Origin of the sequence: Vibrio sp. 10N.222.51.C5 (assembly GCF_041474575.1) — a bacterium.
Taxonomy (GTDB): domain Bacteria; phylum Pseudomonadota; class Gammaproteobacteria; order Enterobacterales; family Vibrionaceae; genus Vibrio; species Vibrio crassostreae_C.
The window spans coordinates 21,427-36,811 of sequence record NZ_JBFRUJ010000011.1; the positions used below are offsets into that span (position 1 = coordinate 21,427).

14 protein-coding genes are annotated in these 15,385 nt (G+C 43.3%); 7 read left to right on the forward strand and 7 right to left on the reverse strand.

The window, feature by feature from the left end; all coding sequences use genetic code 11:
- Positions 1 to 213 precede the first annotated feature (213 nt).
- A complete protein-coding gene (locus AB4558_RS04085) occupies positions 214 to 1,131 on the forward strand; it encodes a LysR family transcriptional regulator (RefSeq protein WP_102281771.1) in 918 nt (305 codons plus the stop codon).
- A gap of 15 nt (positions 1,132 to 1,146) precedes the next feature.
- Here the strand turns inward: AB4558_RS04085 and AB4558_RS04090 are convergent, their stop codons facing one another.
- The gene (locus AB4558_RS04090; RefSeq protein ID WP_102281773.1) at positions 1,147 to 1,887 is read right to left on the reverse strand and encodes a sulfite exporter TauE/SafE family protein; all 741 of its coding nucleotides are present in this window, start codon (positions 1,885 to 1,887) and stop codon (positions 1,147 to 1,149) included.
- Positions 1,888 to 1,964: 77 nt separating this feature from the next.
- Positions 1,965 to 2,255 carry a putative quinol monooxygenase gene (locus tag AB4558_RS04095; protein WP_102281775.1) on the reverse strand — a complete coding sequence of 97 codons (291 nt, stop codon included), beginning with the start codon at positions 2,253 to 2,255 and terminating at the stop codon, positions 1,965 to 1,967.
- 246 nt (positions 2,256 to 2,501) lie between these two features.
- Between AB4558_RS04095 and AB4558_RS04100 the strand changes: the two genes are divergently transcribed.
- Positions 2,502 to 3,530 (forward strand): radical SAM protein, encoded by a 1,029-nt coding sequence (locus tag AB4558_RS04100; RefSeq protein WP_102281777.1) that lies wholly within the window; start codon positions 2,502 to 2,504, stop codon positions 3,528 to 3,530.
- Positions 3,531 to 3,546: 16 nt separating this feature from the next.
- Positions 3,547 to 4,095 (forward strand): DUF1349 domain-containing protein, encoded by a 549-nt coding sequence (locus AB4558_RS04105; protein WP_102281779.1) that lies wholly within the window; start codon positions 3,547 to 3,549, stop codon positions 4,093 to 4,095.
- A 351-nt stretch (positions 4,096 to 4,446) separates the two neighbouring features.
- Here the strand turns inward: AB4558_RS04105 and AB4558_RS04110 are convergent, their stop codons facing one another.
- The 3 genes from AB4558_RS04110 to AB4558_RS04120 form a co-directional block, all read right to left on the reverse strand.
- A complete protein-coding gene (locus tag AB4558_RS04110; RefSeq protein WP_372158158.1) occupies positions 4,447 to 5,727 on the reverse strand; it encodes a hypothetical protein in 1,281 nt (426 codons plus the stop codon).
- 491 nt (positions 5,728 to 6,218) lie between these two features.
- On the reverse strand, positions 6,219 to 8,516 hold the full coding sequence (gene pflB / locus AB4558_RS04115; protein WP_372158161.1) for a formate C-acetyltransferase: 2,298 nt from the start codon (positions 8,514 to 8,516) through the stop codon (positions 6,219 to 6,221).
- Positions 8,517 to 8,748: 232 nt separating this feature from the next.
- Entirely contained in the window at positions 8,749 to 9,093 is a 345-nt protein-coding gene (locus tag AB4558_RS04120) for a multidrug efflux SMR transporter (RefSeq protein WP_017069768.1), read from the reverse strand.
- A 322-nt stretch (positions 9,094 to 9,415) separates the two neighbouring features.
- Here AB4558_RS04120 and AB4558_RS04125 point away from each other — a divergent pair, with 322 nt between their 5' ends.
- Positions 9,416 to 10,564, forward strand: coding sequence for an S-(hydroxymethyl)glutathione dehydrogenase/class III alcohol dehydrogenase (locus AB4558_RS04125; RefSeq protein WP_012601124.1), 1,149 nt, complete (start codon positions 9,416 to 9,418; stop codon positions 10,562 to 10,564).
- Between the two features lie 176 nt (positions 10,565 to 10,740).
- Positions 10,741 to 11,580 (forward strand): S-formylglutathione hydrolase, encoded by an 840-nt coding sequence (fghA, locus tag AB4558_RS04130; protein ID WP_017061633.1) that lies wholly within the window; start codon positions 10,741 to 10,743, stop codon positions 11,578 to 11,580.
- A gap of 77 nt (positions 11,581 to 11,657) precedes the next feature.
- On the opposite strand, the gene AB4558_RS04135 is transcribed toward fghA, so the two are convergent.
- Complete coding sequence (locus AB4558_RS04135) at positions 11,658 to 12,740, reverse strand: aminotransferase class I/II-fold pyridoxal phosphate-dependent enzyme (protein WP_372151789.1); 1,083 nt, start codon at positions 12,738 to 12,740, stop codon at positions 11,658 to 11,660.
- A 306-nt stretch (positions 12,741 to 13,046) separates the two neighbouring features.
- Between AB4558_RS04135 and AB4558_RS04140 the strand changes: the two genes are divergently transcribed.
- Complete coding sequence (locus AB4558_RS04140) at positions 13,047 to 13,448, forward strand: hypothetical protein (RefSeq protein ID WP_017061631.1); 402 nt, start codon at positions 13,047 to 13,049, stop codon at positions 13,446 to 13,448.
- A gap of 224 nt (positions 13,449 to 13,672) precedes the next feature.
- Positions 13,673 to 14,410: an NUDIX domain-containing protein gene (locus tag AB4558_RS04145; RefSeq protein WP_102398053.1), complete on the forward strand. Its 738-nt coding sequence runs from the start codon at positions 13,673 to 13,675 to the stop codon at positions 14,408 to 14,410.
- Between the two features lie 121 nt (positions 14,411 to 14,531).
- On the opposite strand, the gene AB4558_RS04150 is transcribed toward AB4558_RS04145, so the two are convergent.
- Positions 14,532 to 15,293, reverse strand: a complete 762-nt coding sequence (locus AB4558_RS04150; RefSeq protein WP_026028612.1) for an IS5 family transposase — start codon at positions 15,291 to 15,293, stop codon at positions 14,532 to 14,534.
- Between the last annotated feature and the right edge of the window lie 92 nt (positions 15,294 to 15,385).

A 15,385-nucleotide genomic window follows, 5' to 3' on the forward strand; every position in this document is an offset into this window, starting at 1 on the left:
GATAATCATAAACGTATGCGCTAGGTCTTGTGTTTAGTCGGGTTTGTTTGAATGAAGCTATGATAGGCGAGTTATTAACAATGAAAAACAGGTTTTAATTTGAATTATTATCAAAAATAATTTGAATGCAGATTGTTCTGTCGTCAAGACTGCTTTATAAATAGTAGAAACGCAGCAAATACTGCTGTCCCTTTTTCTGGTAAAGGTCTCATCATGCTCTTAGAAGATTTACAGGTTATTTTAAAAGTCGCGGAGTTTCGCAGCATCACCGCAGCGGCAACCAATTTAGATATGCGTACCGCCACAGCCAGTGCAGCGGTAAAGCGCGTTGAGGCATCACTGGGCGCGGAGCTTTTTGTCCGTACAACCCGTCACTTGCGATTGTCCTCTGCTGGGGAGCGTTATTTACCTCAGTGTCAAGAGGCGCTAAAGATGCTTGAGCAGGCCAAAATGAATATGCATGAAGACTTGGGCATTATTGATGGTGAAATTCGTATCGCGCTATCGTCTGATTTGGGGCGTAACCTTATTACTCCTTGGTTAGATGAGTTTTTATTGCAATACCCGAATGTCTCACTGCGTTCAAGTATTAGCGATAGCAATATTGATTTCTACCGTGATTCTGTCGACATGGCTCTGCGCTATGGCTCACCAACCGATGCCAATATGTATGGCTTTAAAATCTGTGATGTACAGAGAGTGCTGTGTGCAAGCCCTAGCTATTTAGCGGAAAATCCAGCCCCCACACAGCCGAACGATCTGCTTGAGCACAATGCGTTGTTTTATCAATTGCACGATGTGTTACAAAATGAGTGGTTATTCAGTCATGAGGGTACGACTCATAAGGTAAAACTGAAAGGCAATCGAGCTTCGAATGATGGGGATCTGGTGAGGCGTTGGTGTGTTGCAGGTAAAGGTGTGGCAATCAAATCGTGCCTTGATATGTCTGATGACCTTTTAGCAGGTCGAGTGGTTAGTATTATGAAGGAGTACAAACCAACGCCGACTGAACTCTGGTTGGTTTGTCCGAGCCGTCAGTCCATCACACCAACGGTTCGGCTGTTAAGAGATTTATTTAGAGAGAGAACGAACGTGATACTTGAGCAATTAGCAGAAAAAAGAGCGCTATAAGATACTGACGATGGCTTATAACGTAGCGACTCCGGAGTACAACATTTTTATAGCCGTAATGAATAATACGCTGTAGCTGATTTTGTAAATCAGCTCTTGAGAGATGATGTTAACCAACCAAACACCGGTTCTCACCCCTATAAATGCAATAGGTACAAGCACGAGTGATGTCATCAAGTTTTGTGTATCGAGTTGTCCCATATAACTGTATGGGACTAACTTAACAAAATTAAGCCCAGCGAAAAACACAACGCTGGTGCCGATAAGTTGCTCTTTAGGCAGTTTCTTGGGTAGCAAATACATGCTTGCTGGCGGTCCCCCTGCATGAGCTATCGTACTCGAAAAACCTGATAATAGGTTTAATGCGTAGCCTTTGATTCGGTTAGGTGAACCTGATTGCTTCAACAATAATTTTTGCCCCAAAAAAGTCAGCGCCAATCCACCAATCATTAGTTCAACAATGTGTGTCGGAAGGCTGCCCATGAAGTAAGAAGCGGCCATAACCCCTAACACAGCAAAAGGCATCATGACTTTGAGTTCGGCATAATTGCAATTTTTACGATGATAAAACAGCGCCATTAGATCCATTCCACATAAAAGTGGCAATAGAATAGCAGCGGCTTGGACAGGCGAAACACTCATTGCCATTAATGGCACCGAGAGCATACCCAAAATCCCTCCAACACCGCCTTTTCCCATCCCATAAAAGAACACAGCAGGTATCGCAGCTAGATAGAACCAGATATCAATAATCATTATTTTCACTACATCGACAGGCAAAAAAAGAAGGTCATGATGACCTTCCTTCCAAACACTACAGAATCAAAAACTATTTATGCGATTTGCGTCATTTCGTTTAGCGTGAAGCTTGCCACTGAGCCTTCTGTTGCTGCCATGTACTCGGCTAGGTGCGTGTTTGCCATGTGTGTCTGCCAAAGTTCACGTGAAGTCCAGTTCTCGTAGAACATGAAGTGTGCTGGGTTCTCGTTATCTTGGTGAAGGTCGTAGTTAATGCAGCCTTCTTCAGCGCGTGTGATGTCGATTAGTTTTAGCAGTTCTGCTTTTACTAGTTCAATTTTGTCTTCATTAGCAACGATGTTTGCAACGATAGTTAACTTGCTCATAGGGTATTCCTCATCATAACGTTATGCAGCTTATCAAACGATGCCTTCGCTGCCTTGTTGGGTTGGATGTATAGTACGACACGCATTCACATCCATAAACAACCTCCCATTTGATTTATTATCAAAAATAGATTGATAATGGATTGTCTATTTTAATTTGATAATAAATCAAACTAGCCCCAGTTTTTACTGTGCTTTAAATTACGTAGCATGCGCTTATTGATTTCATTGATGGATAGATAAGCCATGACACAGATACAATTTCAACAAGGTCCAATACGCCCACCCTCTGAAGCAGACAGTTTGCTGATACGGACAACACAAGGCTGCCCGTGGAATAAATGTAAGTTCTGTACTCTGTTTGAAGGGATGGAGTTCTCTATTCGTCCTGTCGAAGAGATCAAACGTGATATCTGGGCGGCACGAGCCTTCTATAAAAACCGACAGTTTGAGAGCTGTTTTTTGCAAGATGGTGATTCCTTTGCAATGGAAACGGACGATTTACTGGATGTGCTCAATACACTAAAAGAGGCGTTCCCGGAGCTCACACAAATTAGCTCATATGGCAGAGCTCAAACCATGACTAAAAAGTCTCCAGCCGAGATGAGGGCTATCTGCGATGCAGGGTTAAACATGCTGTATTGCGGTATGGAGTCGGGCTCGCTTGAGGTACTCAAGTTGATGAAAAAAGGGATCACCCCTAAGTCAATTTTGAAATCAGCCGAGTACGCGAAGCAGGCGGGTATGAAAATGATGACATTCATCATTCTTGGCTTAGGTGGGAAGGCGTTGTCCGAGCACCATATCGCACAGACTGCCCAGCTATTAAACCAGATTGATCCTGAGGAGATCCGAATATTATCGCTAGCGGTAAAACCTGGTACTGAGTTGGATGATATGGTTCAAAACGGCCAGTTTACGCCACTTTCAGAGCGTGAGATGTTGGAAGAACAATTTCAATTGATCAGCCAATTAGATGGCATCAAAAGCAATTACGGTAATTATCATGGGATAAATTTGCTGACGGAACTCAATGGACAATTTCCGCATGATAAAGAGGCGTTTTTACGTACCATTGATCACTTCATGTTGATGAACGAAAACGATCAAAATAACTTTATTTTAGGTCGTCGTACCCACCACTATGCGACACTGAATGACATGAACAATAAGCTCATGTATGACACGGTGCAGCAACAGCTAAAGCGCATAGAGCAGCAAAAACTTGGCGACCTTGAAGATATTTTTTATAGCCTTCGCCAACGCATGATCTAAACCCAAGGAGTCCGAAATGAAGAATTTAAACGACTGGTACATTCAAAATGAGAACCCAAGCCATTGGTCATTTGATAACGGGCTGTTGTCGATGCAAGTGCAAGAAGGCAATATTTTTGGCGCGGGTTCAAGTGACGTGGATAACATTTTCATCTACCCAGTATCTCAACCCAATTATAGCGCAGAAGTAACCATCACCTTAGAGCCAACCTTGCCATTTGAACAAGCTGGCCTAGGCATTTACTGGGACAACGATAACTACATCAAAATTAGTAAAGAAATGTTCATGGGCGAGCCTTCCATTGTGTTTGTTGTAGAGCAAAATGGTCAACCAGAGATCAAACAACTTAGCACATTTGAAGGCACGACAGCCTCAGTTAAGATAGAAAAAAATGATGGTACTATCACTGCGTTCTTGGAATGTAATCAAAAACGCTCTTGGCAAGTCATTGGCTCTGCGAAGACATTAAACGGCCAAGCAAAAGGACTTATGCTTTATACCTTTAGTGGTAGTTCAAACACACCTAATTTTGCTAAGTTTAGTGAATTTCAACTAATGAGTTGAGCCAATCTGGTATATAGCAATTGACTTTTTGTATTAGTTTTATTTTTGAAAAAGTCATGTTAGTCGGTAGCGCTTAGTGGGATCGAAACACACAATGGGGCAGATCCGAGCTAGGAGGTACTTTGATAAAAAAGTGCCACATGTAAAACTTCAGTCTGGACAGATACGTGTCAGCCCCTTTACTAAATTAGTAATTAATGAATTACGACAGGTATGGAAAAGGAGGAAAAGCCACTGTCAGGTTCGATAGCAATAGAGATAACGAAGCCGACCCTACAAGTACCAGCAAGCAACCCCACAACAAATAGCCTGCATACAACGGGCTTTCTGTCTAATCAAATGCTAATCGAACTACTTCTTTGCTTTTTGTTTTACATTCCACAAGAAATGACTTGGATTAGCCGTGAGTTTTGATTTGTAGTCGCTATGTGATTTCATTCCACTAAGCCCTGCTATGCCAGTAGCAATCAAACTTGCCCCGCCAGTCACAACACTAAGACCTAAACCCGCCACGGCAATTGCTGTTTCAGCAAAATGGGTATTTCGGATGTGCTTCATTTGAGGTGCTATCTGGCGCATCTGTACTTCGAATAGTTCATGCTGAGTGTCTTCGATTATTGCTTTCACACGACCAAAGTCAGTTTCATGTCTTGCTTCACGTAACCCTTTTTCTAATTCAGCACGGAACAACTGGAATGCTTCACCGTCGTTGCTTCTAATAGACATCAAATCAGCAGAGGACACTTGTTCCAAGAATGGCACGTCCATCTGTAGCGCACAATTTAATGTATTGGCTTGGATATCCGTACTACCGACATCCATGTTAAGCAGATTACTTTCGAATGGATGTTCCGTACCAAACATGCATCCGAGGTATTCTGATAACGTTATGCGCTTACTTAGTTCAATGAAGTGATTTCGTGCGGTTTGATTTACAGATTGATTTACCCAAGCATCAAAATCGGCCTTACAGGGTGGCACAGAAGACTTCTTTTGAATGAAGGTGAATATGCTTTCTTTATCAGTCGGTTTAAATTCTGTTGGGTTTAATACATAACCCATGGCGAAGCCGCTTTCCATACCTTGGAAATGAATGCTGATGTTTCTACATGGATACAAATCACGCATTACGAGCATTCGTCCATTATCGTTTTGAACGCTTCGAACAACAGCACTAGCTTTATACTGTTCTAAGATGTTTGGAGGTAAGCAATCTTCAAATCCCACATCTGAGTAGAGCAGTGGTAATTCAGCACCCTTTTCAAGTTCAAAAGTAATTGGGTACAGCTTAACGTAACCACCGGCTACTAACGGACGTAATTCAACCAGTCGAACCGCTGCTTGGGCTAATTTCTGGCGGTCTACTTTTGGGGTTGACGCCATGCCCATAAATGACGTCAGGGTTTCTGTAGCTTGTGTTCTAAAGTCCGTTAATTCAAAGACTGGATCTGCAACTACAGCTTCTTCTAGATACAGAGCCGCCTGTTTTAGATGAGAAGTATTAGAAAGGGTATCAGTTGCCAAGCAACTAACTACGCCGTTAGCTTTCACTACATCACGTATTTCAGGCAGTACCTTTAAACAGTATTCACGATACTTGATAAGTTCCTGTTCTAGTACAGCGTCTGACACACCGCTATAAAACCTAGTCACGAGTGTACTATCAAGTAACAATGAATCATTTAAGTAGTCGTATACGTAGCTTCCCATAGTTTCCGAATCCGTGCTGATAAGGTATCTGTATTCTATCTAGTTTCGAGTGGTAAGTAATTGACTTTAAGCCCGCTCTAGATATAAGAAAAAGCAGGTCAAATCACCTCACTGTGATTTGTGACGTTGAGTATTACTGGCAAGGAAAGGGGCACAAACGTTTTAGAGTCGTAGCACTAAGGTGTTCTTGTCCCGAAGCGACCTTATCAACATAAAAAACAGGTGAATGATCAGCACACCCGAAAGAATCAAAGCGATACCAATCACCGCGTAAATATCGGTTTTGCCCATATACCAACCAAGACAACACGGCGACCAACAATATAGGTGCCCCATACTCCACGCACAAAAAAGCGCGAGAGACGGATGTCATTCTCGCGCTTTTTTAGAACCGTATAACTCGAAGTTTACGGTTAGATCTTAGCAGTAAACGTACGGCTAATTACATCTTGTTGCTGCTCACGTGTTAGCGAGTTGAACCTCACAGCGTAACCCGACACTCGGATGGTTAACTGTGGGTATTTTTCTGGATGTTCGACGGCATCCAACAACATGTCACGGTTAAGCACGTTCACGTTAAGGTGCTGTCCACCCTCAACACGAATCGATCCTGCACTTTCCTCGTGGTGGAAGTAACCATCCATTAGTGCTGCTAGGTTCACTTTTTGGCTTAGGTCATCTTTACCTAGTGCATTTGGTACGATTGAGAAGGTGTAAGAAATACCATCTTTTGCGTACTCGAACGGCAGTTTGGAAACTGAAGAAAGTGAAGCCACCGCCCCTTTCTCGTCACGACCGTGCATTGGGTTTGCGCCCGGGCCAAATGGCATACCTGCGCGGCGGCCATCTGGCGTGTTACCGGTTTTTTTACCATATACAACGTTTGAAGTAATCGTAAGGATAGATTGCGTTGGAACCGCTTCACGGTAGGTGTTCATTTTCTGAATTTTCTTCATAAAACGTTCAACCAAATCACAAGCAATATCATCAACACGTGAATCGTTGTTGCCGAATTTTGGATATTCACCTTCAATCTCAAAGTCGACAGCGATGCCATCTTCGTTACGTACTGGTGTGACCTTCGCGTATTTGATCGCCGCTAACGAGTCAGCAACAACCGACAGCCCTGCAATACCACAAGCCATTGTGCGATGAACATCGCGATCCATTAATGCCATTAACGATGCTTCATAGCTGTAACGGTCATGCGAGTAATGGATCACGTTCAGCGCAGTGACGTATTGCGTTGCAAGCCAATCCATCATGTCATCAAAGCGAGGCATTAAGCGGTCAAAATCGAGAATTTCATCTTCGATACGAGCAACTTGAGGACCAACCTGCATGTTAGATTTTTCATCAACACCACCGTTAATGGTGTAAAGCAACGCTTTAGCAAGGTTTGCACGAGCACCAAAGAACTGCATATGTTGGCCAACCACCTGCGGGCTTACACAACACGCAATCGCGTAATCGTCGTTATCAAAATCCGCACGCATTAGATCGTCGTTCTCATACTGAAGTGATGAGGTTTCGATAGACACTTTAGCCGCGTATTGTTTAAACGCGATAGGCAGTTGTTCAGACCATAGAACCGTCATGTTCGGTTCTGGCGCTGGGCCCATCGTGTGCAATGTGTGCAAGTAACGGAAAGTCGTTTTGCTAACGAGTGTACGACCATCAACACCCATACCAGCCATTGCTTCTGTTGCCCAAATTGGGTCGCCAGAGAACAATGAATCGTATTCAGGAGTGCGTAGAAAACGAACCATACGAAGCTTCATGATGAAATGGTCAATCAACTCTTGCGCTTGTTTTTCATCAATCAGACCAAGTTTAAGGTCACGTTCGATGTAAACATCTAGGAAGGTTGATGTGCGGCCTAGCGACATCGCAGCACCATTTTGAGACTTAACCGCAGCTAAGTAACCAAAATAGGTAAATTGGATTGCTTCTTGCGCAGTACGAGCAGGAGAAGACATATCAATGCCGTACTTCAAACCCATTTCTCGCATTTCATCAAGGGCACGAATTTGATCAGTAAGCTCTTCACGTAGACGCAATGTCTTATCTAAATCACCACCCGTTTCAAGCATCTTCTGAGTCGATTTGAATTGCTCATTTTTGTCTAATTTTAGGAAGTCGATACCGTACAAAGCAAGACGACGGTAGTCGCCGATAATGCGTCCACGACCATAAGCATCCGGCAGACCAGTAATAATACCAGAACGGCGACATGCTTTAATTTCGTCGGTATAAAGATCGAACGCTACTTGGTTATGCGTTTTGCGGTACTCAGTGAAGATCTTTTCGATTTGTGGCTCTAATTCACGACCGTACACTTCGCACGACGTTTTCACCATTCGAATACCACCATTGGCGATGATGCCGCGTTTCAGTGGTTTATCGGTTTGTAGACCCACGATTTTTTCGAGGTTTTTTACAATGTAACCGGCATCGTGTGAGGTGATAGTGGAAACGATATCAGTATCAAAATCGACAGGGGCATGAGTGCGGCTTTCTTCTTTAATACCTTCTAGCACCGACTCCCATAGCTGTGTCGTCGACTCCGACACGTCCGCAAGAAAAGACTCATCGCCTTCATAAGGGGTGTAGTTTCGCTGAATAAAATCACGTGCATTAACGGATGTTTGCCAGTCGCCAGCTTGAAATCCCGTCCAAGCTTCCATCATATCGGTTGTCGGAATAGTCATAATGACCCCCTAAGTTATTGATAAAAAGATAATATCTATGATTATTTATAATCATTGGTTTCTGCTGGCTATACTAAACCGACCAATCTATGAGTAAAGTGAGCTGTTTTCATAAAATACATGCACAAAATGCATTTATTAGAATTACTATATTATATTCAATACCTTAAGTTGAAGGCTAACTACTCTAGATTCCAATTAGTTTGTTCCTTCAGAAGTAGGAAATAGACTCTTAGTGACTCACCGACGTTGAAAACAGGTTAATGATCACCACACCAGACAGAATCAAAGCGATGCCAATGATCGCGTAGATGTCTAGCTTTTGCCCGTAGACCAACCAAGATAACGCCGCGACTAACACAATCCCTGCCCCACACCAAATCGCATAGGCGACACCCAGAGACATAGTTTGAACCGTGAGAGACAACAGATAAAAAGCAAAGCCATAACCGACGAGTACTGCGGCGGTAGCAGGAAGGGAAGTAAATTGCTGCGTTTTAGGCAATAAAGAAGTCGCGACAACTTCAAGCACGATGGCAAGTGACAGCATCACTGGAGGCGGAAGAGATAAAAGCATGTTTGAGTCCACAACATTAAATACGGCGCTCAGAATATTGTAGTTTTATTTCCAATTCATGCGATTTTCAGTAAGCAATTATTATGACGTACCTTAAAAATTCTTAAGTGTGACTTTCGGTTAACACGAGGAACCTAAATGCTCTATTATTACAAATACGTAATAATCATTTTCTATTTAAGGGGATTATCAAAACTCGCACTCACACCTATACTGGCTCCAACAAAACGAGAGAGCGGAAACAATTAAGCTCAACTACTCTTAACGGGTTGAATTTAATTACACGGTTATCCGCTGTACTGACATATATAGGAAACATCCAATGACAATCGAAATTAAACCTGGTCAAACGCATATCAAATCAAAAGCAATGGTTGCATGGGCAGCTGGCGAGCCACTAAAAATGGAAGAAGTTGATGTACAACTTCCTAAAGCTGGTGAGGTTCTAGTTCGCATCGTTGCTACTGGTGTTTGTCACACTGACGCATTCACATTATCAGGTGACGATCCAGAAGGTATCTTCCCTTCAATTCTTGGTCACGAAGGTGGCGGCATCGTTGAGATGATCGGCGAAGGCGTTACAAGTGTTGAGATTGGCGACCACGTTATTCCACTTTACACAGCTGAATGTGGCGAATGTAAGTTCTGTAAATCTGGTAAAACTAACCTATGCCAAGCCGTTCGTGAAACGCAAGGTAAAGGCCTAATGCCAGACGGTACAAGCCGCTTCTCTATCAATGGCGAAACAATTTTCCATTACATGGGTTGTTCTACTTTCTCTGAGTACACAGTACTTCCAGAGATCTCTCTAGCGAAAGTAAGCAAAGAAGCACCACTTGAAGAAGTTTGTCTTCTAGGTTGTGGTGTAACAACGGGTATGGGCGCGGTACTTAACACAGCTAAAGTTGAAAAAGGCGACAACGTTGCTGTATTCGGCCTAGGTGGTATCGGTCTTTCTGCAATCATTGGTGCTCGCATGGCTGGTGCTGACCGCATCATCGGCGTTGATATCAACGAGAGCAAATTCGAGCTAGCAAAACAGCTTGGCGCGACTGATTGCATCAACCCAACTAAATTCGACAAACCAATCCAAGACGTTATCGTTGAGATGACAGACGGCGGTGTTGAGTACTCTTTCGAGTGTATTGGTAACGTAAACGTGATGCGTCAAGCACTTGAGTGCTGTCACAAAGGTTGGGGCGAATCAGTCATCATTGGTGTTGCGGGTGCAGGTCAAGAGATCTCAACTCGTCCATTCCAACTAGTGACTGGTCGTGTATGGCGTGGTTCTGCTTTCGGTGGTGTTAAAGGCCGCTCTGAGCTTCCAGAAATCGTTAACCGTTACATGGCGGGTGAGTTTGGTCTTCAAGAGTTCATCACTCACACTATGGGTCTGCAAGACGTAAACGAAGCATTCGACCTAATGCACAAAGGTGAATCTATCCGTACTGTTCTACATATGGATAAATAATACCAATCGTAGTAAATAACTCCCCTTGGTCTCGATGCCTCGGTATCGAGACCACAGTTCTGACTTAAACATCAGAGCGAAACTGTCTTCACCACCTCCTGCCCGGTGGGTGGTGAAACTTTAAATGATATAGACATGTTATTCCCCAAAACCATCAACCTAACGGAGCACAATAGATGACAATCGAAAACATTAGCCAAGCAAAGGTTGCTGGTGGTTGGCACAAACAATACACCCACTTTTCTGCAACGCTTGACTGCAACATGCGTTTTGCGATTTTCTTGCCGCCTAACGCAAGCAAAGAAAACCCAGTTCCTGTTTTGTATTGGTTATCAGGCTTAACCTGTACCGATGAAAACTTCATGCAAAAAGCCGGCGCTTTCAAAGCCGCGGCTGAGCAAGGCATCGCGATTGTTGCACCAGACACTAGCCCACGTGGCGAAGGTGTTGCCGACGATGAAAATTACGATCTCGGCCAAGGTGCAGGCTTCTATGTGAATGCCACTCAAGCGCCATGGGACAGCCATTACCACATGTACGATTACGTGGTAACAGAGCTCCCTGCATTAATTGAGTCGTTCTTCCCTGTTACATCCGTAAAATCGATTTCTGGTCACAGCATGGGCGGACATGGTGCCCTAACGATTGGCATTAAAAACGAAGATAGCTACCGTTCTATCTCTGCATTCAGCCCAATCACCAACCCAATGCAATGCCCTTGGGGACAAAAAGCCTTCAACCAATACCTAGGCTTGGATATTGAAGAGTGGAAACACTACGATGCCTCTGAGCTTCTAAAAACCAAAGGCACTAAACTGCCAATGTTGGTCGACCAAGGTGAAGCCGATAACTTCCTGATTGAACAGCTTAAACCTGAGCAATTAGTCGAAGCCGCTAAGGTAACCAATGCCGATTTAGATCTACGTATGCAGCCTGGTTACGACCACAGCTACTACTTCATCTCTAGCTTTATTGATGAACACATTGAGTTCCACGCTGCTTACTTAAACAAGTAGCCAGATGAATTTAGCCCGCACTTTGTAAACGCAAGGTGCGGGCTTTTTTATGCCTACTGATTTTATAACGGTTGCTTTTATAACTGCTTAATACGCTGCTTTAACGCTTCTAAATCTATATCATTGCCAACAATTCGTAATCGAACATACTCTTCAGTCATCGCGTCGCACGTAATAGCAAAATCGACACCCGAACATGTCTTAATACCGATACTCTCAAATAGCTTTGAAAGGTGAGTTCCTCTCTTTTTCAACAACATAATGGGCGTCGATATTGACGTGCCAACCACCTCAATATTGTTCTCAGACAACAAGCCGATCATTTGCTGCTTAAAGTATTCAGTTTTGCTGCGGTTCATTTCTAAGAAGTGTTTTGCATTGGGTAAGGTCGCCGATGCGATTTTTATTGAGGGGTAAGTCGGCGTAAACACACTCACCGCAGCTTCGATTGCAGAAGTCAGGTTTTCACTGCTGGCTAAGTAACCGAGTCGAATCCCAGCGAGCCCTAAACCTTTAGAAAAGGTTCGTAAAACTATTAAGTTGTCCAAGACTAAGGTCTGATCGAGCATAGACTGCTCAGGGGTCAGGTATTCACCATATGCCTCGTCGACAATCAAAATAGCGCCACAACGCTCACATACTCTCGCTATCTCGACCAGATAAGCTCTGTCGTAGATTCGACCCGTTGGGTTGTTGGGATTATCGATATACACCAAGGCAGGATTTTGACTGCTTATTTTTGATGCCAACACACCGAACAGATCCGACTCGTTTTGATAATCAAACATGTTGATGGACTGGTACTTCCCGCCCACCAAAGTGAACTCTGATACTGCTTCAACAAACTGAGGGCCAATGCCTATCATGGTGCGATTGTTGTGATCGATAAGTTTATTGAAGATAAGTTCTAGCGCCCCAAGAGAGCCCGTGGTGTACGTAATACGACAATCTTCAATCCCAATAAACTGGCGAGTCAGATAAGTCAGCTCCGAAAGCTCCCTGTGGCAATAGTACTTATCAATACCGTAGATAATATCTTTGATCACATGTTCAGGAATTTCTGGTGCGCCAAATGGATTGGAGCCAAGTGAACAATCGATACGAAATGAGTGATCGACATAAGAATGGTATTCGCCACTTAACCGTGGATTTAAATGCATAAGAAAACGCTCAAAAAATATTCATGCGCTATTCTTATCGTACTGAATTTTATCTATATAGGTCATTTCGCGACAGTTCTTCGCCTTGTTTCGAGAGACTGGTTAAAAACCAAGATTGGTTCAAATAACGAATTCTCTTAAGCCATAATCAAGAGTTAAGCACTCGTGTTTACATTTCGAGTTAACCGAACCGCTTTCTTTGCGCTAGATTAAGCTGAGATAAGATAGGGTAATAACAGAGCTTGCATCTTTACTCTCCCTAGTTACCATAGCCCCATTAACATCCCCCATATTTTGAAGGTTGCTATGAAAGCAATTAAGACTCTTTTCTTCCTGATGGTTTTATTGAGCGGTCTGTTTACCGCTTGGCTGTTTATTCCAATTCCAGCGACCATGGACAAGCAAACGCTCGACGTTCCATTAACGGAACCATTCAAACTTGTTGCGTATCGCAGCAACCCGAATGATGCGAGCAAGCCGCTGACTTACCACTACTATGTGATTTCAGATGTGGTTGGTGTAGACGACATGGACCCATTCCTGATTACCACGGACCAGTTCGTGAAGCTTGGCGAATTCGACGAGAACACATTCAACCTTACGGTTAACGGCAAGATTGATAGCTACACCAACGATTTGTGGATCAAGAAATCTGATGGCAAGCTTCAACACTGGTACGTGAGTATTAACGCGAACTATATTCGTTAAAATCGAACTGCAATAAACCTCATTTTAAAACTGCGCTTTGGCTTCCAAGCGCAGTTTTTGTTTCTAGCAACACCCTCCACTTATCCCGACCCGTTCGACATAAACTGCATTGCCTACTTTTGATTCACTGCTGCCCTTGCTCTCAAGGTGTTATAAGCTCTTTAGATACGATAAGCTCAGACCATGCTCGACGCCCAATAAATCAAAATAATAAAGGATCACCCGTGGAATTTACGCTCGACAAATTTAACGGCATCATCATTGACCCAGCAACAGCCCCTCACGATGTTGACTCATTCAATGCCGAACTCAGCGAGATCACCGAATTTTCAAAGCAGAATAGCAAAGGCATTATTTGGATTAGCTTACCTATTTCACTCTCGCACCTTATTCCGGTGGCGACTGAGCTTGGCTTTGTGTTTCACAACTGCTTAGAAGACGAGATTACGCTGATCCACAAATCCGAGATTGTAGAGTTTGTGCCTTTCATTCCGACCCACACCTTGGGTGCTGGCGCGTTAATCACTAACGAACACAACCAAGTGCTGATGATTAAAGAACACGGCATGACGGGCTACAAATTACCGGGCGGTCATATTGAGTTGGGTGAAGGCATTGAAGAATCCGTGGTTCGAGAAACCTTAGAAGAGACTGGCATCGAAGCCACGTTCGTTTCAGTGGTTGGCATGGCGACGAGACACCCGTATCAATTCGGAAAGTCTAACCTCTACTTTGTTTGTCACCTTATCGCTCAAACTCAAGAGATTGCGATTCAAGACACAGATGAAATTGCAGAAGCTAAATGGATTGATGTTGAAGAGTACATTAACAACCCCGACAGCTACCCGTTCAACCGCCAGTTAGTCGGCTCTTTGATAGGCAAACAAGGATTAGAACTCACTCAGTTAGAAGGCAACTATGGCCCAGTCCACAAGCCCGAGATCTTCTTTTCGCAAAACTAGAGCGATTCAAATATAAAAACGCCAAGCTCATAAGAACTTGGCGTTTTGCTTTTCATTTTACTTGTATTGTTTAAGCCATCTCGTTGCTAGGGCGTGTTGATCTTTGCTGTACATTTCGCGTTCAACAATACATCGGTAGCCACATTAACATGAATGCCAGCGATAACATGCTGGCATAATTCCTTTCTAGCTTGTCATATCTACTTGAAATAGCTCGATAATGCTTAATTCTCCCAAAGGCATTTTCGACCAAGTGACGATACTTGTATAAACACCAATCCATACTGTCTTTGTCTATATCTTGTCCGTAATTGCGTTTAGCAATTACCGTTTCTCCGCCACGTTCCTTAACAAAAGTACGGAAAGGTTCGCTGTCATATCCTTTATCACAAACGATGGTATTAACTTCATCGAGTTGCTCAACTAAGCTTTCGGCATGCACTATATCGTGGCGTTGTCCCTCTGATAAATCAAAGCAAATCGGCAGGCCACCACTATCTACGGCTAAGTGAATTTTGGTTGAGTTGCCCCCGCGACTTTTTCCTATTTGCTCTGAACTTTCAGTAGCTGCACCTGTACTATGCTGATGTGCTCTAACTATAGAGCCATCAAGAAATACCCATTCAAAATCAGCCATGTTAGATAAACTTTTGAAAAGATTATCTAAAATCCCTTTCTTTGACCAAAGATTAAATCGTCTGTAAACGGTACTCCACTCTCCGAACTCAGAGGGTAGATCTCGCCAAGGAATACCTGTTCTCATTCGATAAAGTATTCCTTCAAATGTCATTCGATGTTCAGTTTTATCGTAAATACGACCTGTACTTTTCATAACTTGGAGTAGCAGTTCCCAGCGAATATCAGTTAGCATTGTTCTTGGCATGGTATTGGTTATGGTTTTACTTTTGGCGAAGCAAATTATAACTCTTTACCATGCTGTTCAAAAAACACTCACGAAAGATCAACACGCCCTAG

What these genes read in the sequence shown, in the direction of transcription:
- AB4558_RS04125 (WP_012601124.1), top strand. Translation starts at nt 9,416, where the DNA reads ATGACAATCGAAATTAAACCTGGTCAAACGCATATCAAATCAAAAGCA.
- pflB (WP_372158161.1), bottom strand. Translation starts at nt 8,516, where the DNA reads ATGACTATTCCGACAACCGATATGATGGAAGCTTGGACGGGATTTCAA.
- AB4558_RS04100 (WP_102281777.1), top strand. Translation starts at nt 2,502, where the DNA reads ATGACACAGATACAATTTCAACAAGGTCCAATACGCCCACCCTCTGAA.
- AB4558_RS04095 (WP_102281775.1), bottom strand. Translation starts at nt 2,255, where the DNA reads ATGAGCAAGTTAACTATCGTTGCAAACATCGTTGCTAATGAAGACAAA.
- AB4558_RS04090 (WP_102281773.1), bottom strand. Translation starts at nt 1,887, where the DNA reads ATGATTATTGATATCTGGTTCTATCTAGCTGCGATACCTGCTGTGTTC.
- AB4558_RS04150 (WP_026028612.1), bottom strand. Translation starts at nt 15,293, where the DNA reads ATGCCAAGAACAATGCTAACTGATATTCGCTGGGAACTGCTACTCCAA.
- AB4558_RS04085 (WP_102281771.1), top strand. Translation starts at nt 214, where the DNA reads ATGCTCTTAGAAGATTTACAGGTTATTTTAAAAGTCGCGGAGTTTCGC.
- AB4558_RS04140 (WP_017061631.1), top strand. Translation starts at nt 13,047, where the DNA reads ATGAAAGCAATTAAGACTCTTTTCTTCCTGATGGTTTTATTGAGCGGT.
- AB4558_RS04120 (WP_017069768.1), bottom strand. Translation starts at nt 9,093, where the DNA reads ATGCTTTTATCTCTTCCGCCTCCAGTGATGCTGTCACTTGCCATCGTG.
- AB4558_RS04105 (WP_102281779.1), top strand. Translation starts at nt 3,547, where the DNA reads ATGAAGAATTTAAACGACTGGTACATTCAAAATGAGAACCCAAGCCAT.
- AB4558_RS04135 (WP_372151789.1), bottom strand. Translation starts at nt 12,740, where the DNA reads ATGCATTTAAATCCACGGTTAAGTGGCGAATACCATTCTTATGTCGAT.
- fghA (WP_017061633.1), top strand. Translation starts at nt 10,741, where the DNA reads ATGACAATCGAAAACATTAGCCAAGCAAAGGTTGCTGGTGGTTGGCAC.